This window comes from Draconibacterium sp. (assembly GCF_041583095.1).
Taxonomy (GTDB): domain Bacteria; phylum Bacteroidota; class Bacteroidia; order Bacteroidales; family Prolixibacteraceae; genus Draconibacterium.
In genome coordinates this window covers 1-8,354 of sequence record NZ_JBFHGM010000220.1, presented here as the reverse complement: position 1 = coordinate 8,354, position 8,354 = coordinate 1, and the positions used below count along the sequence as shown (strand labels likewise).

Here is an 8,354-nt window from a genome sequence, read left to right as displayed (position 1 = left end):
TCAATAGCATTATTCGGATAATTAGTATTGTGTGTTTCTTTTTCATTCTAGCAATTTTATTCTCAGTGAAGTTTCTTATACAGCTTCCTGTAACAGTTTCTTTTCTAATTTGTTGACTTTTGGTTTTAATCCAAACAGTGGTCGTAAAAAACCAATCCTTCTTATCATAAATTCATAAATGCCATAGCAAGTAACAAAAGTAAATGCGCATACTGCAGCAAATTTAGCCATTGGCGGCAGCTGCGTTGGTAAAATTAGCAGTGAACCTGCATATAACGCAAACATATGAATTATGTACACAGGATAAGCAGCCTGGCTTAAATAACTGAGTGCGGCACTTGGTTTGTTAAGGTATTGATAACCCAGACCGAAGATGCCAAATATCCAGCAGTTTGATTCGATTGCCATTAGATAAGCAGGCGAATTGGTTTCGAATAGCTGCACGCGGATGACGTATAAAACCACAGCTAAGCCAAGGTAGAGCCATTTCCATTTCGATACGGTTTGCCAAAATTGTTGTCCGCTGTAAACAAACAGAAAACCAAAGAAAAAGGCCAGCAATCCAAGAAAAAAGCCGTGCCATGTTTCGGCGTATACAGAAAAGATTTGAGGTTTCACTAACAGAGCTTCGGCAATAAAAAATACTGATAACACTAAAGGTCCAAATGGATTTTTCATTAAAGCAGACAGTGCTTTTCTGAATTTTCCTTCCTTGTTTTTCATCAGGTAAAAAAACAAAGGCGTAAGTACTAACACATAAACAAAGATGTTTCCGAGGAACCACAAATGTCCCATATGCGGGTAATAACCTAAAGGCAAATTGTAGAACTTCTGAAAAATGATAAAATGAAGCGGAGATATAGCCAGCGTCCCAAAAATTAGTGGAACCAGAATTCGGCGTGTACGTTCGCCTAGTAATTGCAAATAGTTTCGTTTTCGCATAGCAAAATATAAACCCATTCCCGATACGTAAAACAAGAGCGGAATTCGCCAAACATTAAGCAGTGTCATCGGTCTCCATAAATTCTCAAGAGGTTCGTTGCTTTTTATAAAGCCAACAAACATGGCCCACGGTTGAAAAACGATAGCAATGTGGTAAATCAGTAATAAGCCAATTGCCAACACGCGCAACCAATCAATATCGTATCTTCTTTCTGTTTTCATTTTCATTTAACTTTAAACTGATTACTGCAACATCATGGCAACTACAGGGCGGTTTTTTTCCACTTCCTCTAAATCGATGGTTATGCCGAGTGGCCCTAATTGTTGCTGCATCATTTGGTAAATAGGTTTCATATCGGCAAACGGAGCCAAAACTGATTCGCGGGCAGTTGCGCCGTAATTGTTTTTTAAGGTTTTGTCGGCTTTTGCATCAATAAGCATTTGCATAATTTCGAGGTGGCAGAAAAAGGCAGCAGAATGCAGGGCAGTCGATCCGTCGTTGTTTTTCAGGTTCAGGTCGGCACCGGCATCAATCAATGCTTTGGTAATTTCTTTTCTGCCAAACGACACCGCCGAAATTAAGGGTGTTGAACCACTCATCTGGTCTTTTAAATTAATATCGCTTCCTGCCTCAATGTGTTGTTTTATGGCTTCGATGTTGTTCGACATTATTGCCTCTTGCATGCCGATTTTGGGCTTCTCAACTGTCGATTTTGCTTTTGTACTGTTTCCAGTATTATCACTTCCTGAATTGGCGCACGACGTTAATATTAAAAGTAAAATGAACGAAAAGTTTACTACGGTTTTCATTGAAATTCTTTTTAGTGTCTTCATCTTTTAAAATTTTAATGTTTTTGATTTTGAAAATTGTTTGTACAAAGATGAGCCAATCGCAAACGCTTGATTTAAACCATATGCAGCGATAAGTGTTAAGTTTGAATCGGGTATAAAAACTATGATGCAATAATGCCACATTTGAAGCAAGCGGGCTTTTTTACGTCTGCATTTTCATAAATTTTTCTACTTTCGGGTCAATTAAATTCAGCATGTCGGACACATCAATTTTTGGAGCAGATTTTATCGAAAAAGCAGAAGCGATCATTCTTGAGAATATCGCGAATGAGCAATTTGGCGTTTCCGAATTGGCAGATCTCATGAATATGAGCCGTTCCAGTTTGCTCCGAAAAATAAAAACACATACTCAGCTTTCGGCAAGTCAGTTTATCCGTCAGGTTCGTGTAACAAAAGGCCTGGAACTGCTAAAACATACCTCACTAACGGTAGCCGAAATTTCGTTCCAGGTTGGTTTTGGTAATACCTCGTATTTTATTAAATGCTTTCGCGAACAATATGGGTATTCTCCCGGCGAAGTGCGGAAAGGAGTAATACGGGAAGAGAACGAAGATGTTCAGGAAAGTGGTTTCAAAAAATACAAATGGTATGGAATTGGGGCGATGGTTATCGTCGTAATTGTTGTATCGGTTTTACTTCTCAGCAGAAAAAACGAGACTCCGGTTGAATTGGAGAAATCGATTGCCGTGTTGCCTTTTGTAAACGAAAGCAGCGATTCGTTGAACCTGTATTTTGTGAACGGGCTCATGGAATCGACATTAAACAACCTGCAGAAAATTGGCGATTTGCGTGTTGTTAGCCGGACTTCGGTAGCAAAGTATCGCGATACCGATAAAGCTATTCCGGAAATTGCAGAAGAATTGAATGTAAATTACCTGGTAGAGGGAAGTGGCCAACGTTTTGGGAACCAGGTTTTGCTGAATATTCAGTTGATTGAAGCGGCCACCGACCGGCCAATTTGGAGCGAACAGTACAGCCGTGAAGTGGATGATGTATTTGCGCTTCAGAATGAAGTGGCGCGAAAAATCGCCGGTGCCATTGAAGCCGTTGTTACGCCTGCCGAGTTAAAACAAATTGAGAAAATACCGACAGAAAATTTAGAGGCCTATGACTATTACTTGCAGGCACTTAACTTGTATTATAACCGAACGCAGGAGAATCTGGAGAAGGCGATTTCTTTGTTTGAGAAAGCAATAGACGAGGATGGTGAGTTTGCGCTGGCTTACGCTAATGTTGCTATTTCCTATTACTTTCTCGATGTGAACCAAAAGGAAAAACAATACACTGAGGAAATCAACAATTTTGCTGATAAAGCGCTGCTTTACGACTCACGTTCCGCCGAAAGCCTTATTGCCAAGGCACTTTACTATATGCAGATGGAGGAGTATCAGTTGGCACTGCCGCACCTTGAAAAAGCGCTGGAGTATAATCCCAACTCGTCGGCGGTGGTGCAGATGCTCGCCGATTTATATGCCCGCGTAATTCCTAACACCGCGAAATACCTGGAGTATGCGCTAAAAGGTATTCAGCTTGATATTGCAGCGAACGATTCTATTGGTAAAAGTTTCATCTATTTGCACCTGAGTAATGCACTTATTCAAAATGGTTTTGTTGATGAGGCGGCTACTTATATCGAGAAATCGTTGGACTTCAATCCTGAGAATTATTATGCACCGCTGGTGAAAACTTATATTTTGTACGCTAAAGACGGCGATGCAGAGCGGACCAAAAAATTAATGCTTAAGGAGTGGCGCAAGGATACTACCCGGCTGGATCTTTTGCAGGAAGTGGCAAAAGTTTATTTTTACCAGGAACACTATGACAGTGCCTTTTATTATTTCGAAAAGTTTGTTGAAGCCCGCGACCAATACGGATTGAATATTTATCCGCAGGAGGATATTAAAATTGCCTGGGTATATCAGAAGATGGGTTTGCAGGAACAGGCTTCTAAGTTTCTCGAGAATTATAAGGCCTATTGCAAAAACGATGAATCGATTTATAAAAGTGCGAGCATGGCGGTAATGTATGCTTATGAGGGGAAATACGAGGAGGCGATCGAACAGCTTAAAATCTTTGCAACACAGGATAATTACCAGTACTGGATTTTAGTTTTCCAGGATATAGATCCGATTTTGAAACCCATGGAAAACAATCCGGAATACCGAAAAACGCTTCAAAAGATAAAAGATCGGTTTTGGAAAAATCATGAGATCATCGAAAAAGTACTGGAAGAAAAGGGATTGATATAAGAATTTGATCTGTATTTATTGGAAATCAGCTAACTCGCAAAAACTTTTTTAATTATCAATATTGCAAACACACAACTTTTCCATAGAAAAGAAAAACGATTGTGTGGTTTTTATCTACCCGCAAAATTTGGATCGGTATGCATCTCTTATTCAATTCTCACTAATTTCATCATAAAACACCTGTAAAATGTTGGTTCTAACATTCAGTTTTCCAAGCATATTTTCTTCGCGGGTTGGGTAAACACGATTGCTTAGGAAGATGTAAACCAGGTTATAAGTAGGATCGGCCCATACCAATGTCCCGGTAAAACCGAAATGCCCGAAACTTTCAGGGCTCGCTCCCAGACAAGGATAAGTCTGTTCCGGGCTAAGTTCGTTGTTGTTCAGCAGTGGTTTGTCAAACCCCAATCCCCGGCGATTGTTATTTTCCGGAAACTGAACACGTGTAAATTCTTTCATGGTTGTCGGACTCAAATATTGTTCACCGCCGTAGGTACCCATTTGCATGTACATCTGAATTAGTTTTGCCAGATCGTTGGCATTGGCAAAAAGGCCGGCATTACCTGCCACACCGCCAAATACGGCCGCAGCTTCGTCGTGTACCGTACCCTGAACCTGCTGTTTCCGGTAGTACGAATCGTATTCTGTTGGAACAATGCGGCTTTTTGGAAATTTATTTAATGGATTGTAGGTAATGTTGTACGCTCCTAGCGAGTGGTAATAATTGGCATCTAAAAAATCAGTGTAAGCTTGTCCCGAAAGATTTTCTGTGATTTCAGGAATAAGAAGAAATGATAAACCGCTGTACACATATTTGCCCGGAGGATTTAATTTCGATTTCCGGATATCCTTGTAGATATTTTTCTTAAAATCGTTTTTTAGAAACAGGTTCGGAGCAACTTCCAGTTGATAATCGTTTGTTTTTTGAACGGAATACCAACTGTTTTTTAGCTGCCCGTCTTTTGCTGTTTCCGACCAGTAATTAAGGTAGGGAATCAATCCGGCCTGATGTGCCAGAATTTCGCGCCAGCCCAAATCTTCTTTATCCGACGAATGAAACAACCGTTTTTTCCAGTCGGGCCAGTAAGCTGAGAATTTATCGTTTATATTGATTTTTCCTTCGTCGGTAAGTTTGAGTACGGCGGCCAGCGCACCCGTTACTTTGGTTACCGAAGCCAGATCGTAAAGGTCGTTTTCCGAAACCGGAATACGGTTGTCGTAGGTGTGATAACCATAGGTTTTTCGGAATACTATATTACCATCTTTTGCCGCCAATACGCTGCAGCCCGGTGTTGCCCGTTTAGCAATGGCATCGCTAACAAGCGAATCGATACGGTGATTTAATCGTGTGCTGTTCATTCCAACTTCTTCAGGAATGGTGTATTTCATACGAACAGCCATGTCGATGTTTAATCCGTCGCCAATTTTATAGTAGTTGCCAAGACTTACCGGAAGTTTCCCTGATGCTCCAATACCTCCAAAAATCTGCTGAGCCGCTAATTCCTGCACCAGCGAGTCTTTTTGATAGGCCATTATCAAACCGGCCGGAGGAGTGAAATTGTGGATTTCTGTTAAAGCATACGGACTGGAAAAGAATACAACGATCGACTTTTTGTTATTCGACAAATAGTGCAGCAGATTTTCGGTTTCGTTAGTTAGACCATAAGGCCTTTTGGGTCTTGCCTTTTGCAGGCTGCCCACCTGCATCGACCGTCTGGTTTTGCTTTCATACAAATGCAGGCCGGCAATTACCAGGTTATAATTCTTAAGTTTTGCTTTTACTGCATTTAACTCCTCTTCTGTGAATTGTTCGGGAAGGAAAAAGTTATCCGTTTTTGTGTATTTCGATAGCATTGATTGGAACGGAGTTTCTGCTGTTTCTCCAACAGTCAGGCAGGCGATTTTTGAGGTGTCGAGGCCTTTTAGCGGAATGACATTGTTGTGGTTTTCCAGAAGTGTTAAGGAGGCCTCAATTAGTTTTCTTTTTACCAGTTCGGCCTGAGGGGTGTTTAATTCCTCCATGAGATTAACATGCGAAACCGGAGCTGGCTTGTTTAAGCCTGCATCGTATTTTGCAGCCAGTACTTTCCGGCATTTAAAATCTATTTCTTCTTGTGTTAGCAAACCAGATTCAATTGCTTTTTTGATTCCGGCAATGGTTAGTTCCACATCTTTCGGAAATTCAATAACATCATTACCGGCTTTTAGCGCCAGCGCTTCAATTTCGCCAGGAGCGCCAAAACTTTTGGCACCGGCCATATTCATAGCATCGGTAACTACCAGCCCCTGGTAATTCCATTCATCGCGAAGAATTCCGTTAAGAATTTTTGTCGACAGACTGGATGGAATTCCTTTTGTACTGTCCAACTGCGGAACATTCAAATGGGCACTCATCACACCGGCAACGCCTTTTTTTGTCAATTCTTTGAACGGATACAACTCAACCGAATCCAGTCGTTCGCGCGAATATGGAACCAGCGGAAGGGTAAGGTGAGAATCAGTTTGTGTATCTCCATGTCCGGGGAAATGTTTGGCAATGGCCAGGATATTATTTTCCTGTAAGCCTTGCATATAAGCAATACCACAGTTTGCAACTTGTTTGGGTGATTCGCCAAACGAACGCATCCCGATAATTGGAATTAGTGGTTGGGTGTTTATATCGACAACGGGGCCAAGGCTAACCTGAACGCCCAAACGTTTCATCTGTTTGGCCATTTCGGTGGTGGCCTGTTTTATCAATTCCGGATTGTGTGAGGCGCCCATCAACATATTGTATGGAAAAGGCATTACATCGGGAAGTCGCATTCCGGCTCCCCATTCAGCGTCCATGGCTACAAACAGCGGCGTTTGCGCCGAAGCCTGATAAAAATTGGTAAGTTCAGCTTGTTTAACCGGATCGCCGGTAAAAAAAATCACACCACCGAGATTGAATTCTTTAATCAGCTCAGCTACTTTTAGCTGGTCGGCTATGTTTTTATCAGCCGCGGTGTTTACCCATATTAACTGAGCTATGCGCTGCTCGGCTGATAAAGATTGAAATACAGAATCTACCCAATGTTTTTTGCCGGTTTCAGTAGGCTGTGTGTGTGCCATGGCTGTTCCCCGGAATGCAATGAGAATAAGGAGTAATAAAGCTATTTGTTTGATGTTCCAGATCATTTCTGTATGCTGTTAAAAAATAGAATTTATGACGGTTTAAACTTTTATGAATATTTTCTTTTGGTAGAGGATTCGGGCAATCAGCCAGAAAAAGGCAACATGCGTGAGTGCAAACAGTAGCGAGCCGTTTAGCGGTCCTGCCAGTGGTTCAAATACCTGGTGATAAAGCCAGCTGTATCCATTGGTTACTTGTTCCTCGCCATTCGTGAATTTAATTACCCTTGTTAAGGTATTAGCCCATAAGCCCGAAAGAGCAAAAATGAACAATGGATTCATTCCGAAAACCACAAAAAAGGATGTCCATTTTTTGTGCGATTTTATGTCGATGATCCAAATGAGTGCTGCCAGTACAACCGAAGCCCAGCCTGCAGTATACAACACATAGGAGCTTGTCCAAAGTGGTTTATTGATAGGGAAAACCAATCCCCACACTGATCCTGCAGCAATACCAGCCAGCCCGCCAAGAAAAAGCCAACGCGGGATTTTTGTCTCTTCAGTTTTATGGATGAAGGCACCCGCCATATAACCCAGTAATGCTGTTACAATTGCCGGAATGGTGCTTAACAGGCCTTCAGGATCGAACGGAATGCCAAAACCATGATACATGTGGTTTTCTCCGAGAATTGTCCGGTCGAAAGCTATTGTTGCATTGCCTTTCAAACTAAAAGGAGCTTGGTTACCAAAGTAAAACAGTACACCCCAATACAATAAAAGTATGGCGGCAGAAATGTATGGCAACCACGATTTTTTTGCCGCGAGTACTATTAACGACGTTATTCCGTAAACAATGGCTATACGCTGAAGGACACCCAGTATTCTTAGTTTTGAGAAATCTTTGGCCCATTGCGGAAATGAATTGAGAAACAAACCGATGGCAAAAATTAGAATTGTTCTTTTTGCCAGGCGTTTAAACGATTCGTGATTTAAGGTATTTCCGTACTTTGAAAATGAAAAGTACATGGAAATTCCCACAATAAAAAGGAAAAAAGGAAAAACGAGGTCGGTAGGTGAACACCCGTTCCATGCCGAATGTTTAAGTGGTTGATAGATGTATGACCAACTGCCGGGATTGTTAACCGTAATCATTGCCACTATGGTTAAACCGCGCAGAACATCAAGAGCCAGATACCTTTTTGCTGTTTTCATCAATCG

General features: G+C 41.5%; 5 protein-coding genes. 1 reads left to right on the top strand and 4 read right to left on the bottom strand.

Annotated elements, in window-relative coordinates:
• Positions 1-75: 75 nt before the first annotated feature.
• Positions 76-1,164, bottom strand: coding sequence for an acyltransferase family protein (locus ABZB17_RS17095; protein ID WP_372651890.1), 1,089 nt, complete (start codon positions 1,162-1,164; stop codon positions 76-78).
• 21 nt (positions 1,165-1,185) lie between these two features.
• A complete protein-coding gene (locus tag ABZB17_RS17090) occupies positions 1,186-1,752 on the bottom strand; it encodes an ankyrin repeat domain-containing protein (protein WP_372651888.1) in 567 nt (188 codons plus the stop codon).
• A gap of 236 nt (positions 1,753-1,988) precedes the next feature.
• Between ABZB17_RS17090 and ABZB17_RS17085 the strand changes: the two genes are divergently transcribed.
• Positions 1,989-4,043: a helix-turn-helix domain-containing protein gene (locus ABZB17_RS17085; RefSeq protein ID WP_372651886.1), complete on the top strand. Its 2,055-nt coding sequence runs from the start codon at positions 1,989-1,991 to the stop codon at positions 4,041-4,043.
• A gap of 150 nt (positions 4,044-4,193) precedes the next feature.
• Here the strand turns inward: ABZB17_RS17085 and ABZB17_RS17080 are convergent, their stop codons facing one another.
• Together ABZB17_RS17080 and ABZB17_RS17075 are read right to left on the bottom strand one after the other, a co-directional pair.
• On the bottom strand, positions 4,194-7,202 hold the full coding sequence (locus ABZB17_RS17080) for a glycoside hydrolase family 3 N-terminal domain-containing protein (RefSeq protein WP_372651884.1): 3,009 nt from the start codon (positions 7,200-7,202) through the stop codon (positions 4,194-4,196).
• Between the two features lie 36 nt (positions 7,203-7,238).
• Positions 7,239-8,354: acyltransferase family protein (locus tag ABZB17_RS17075; protein ID WP_372651882.1), on the bottom strand; the 1,116-nt coding region annotated here is incomplete at its 5' end.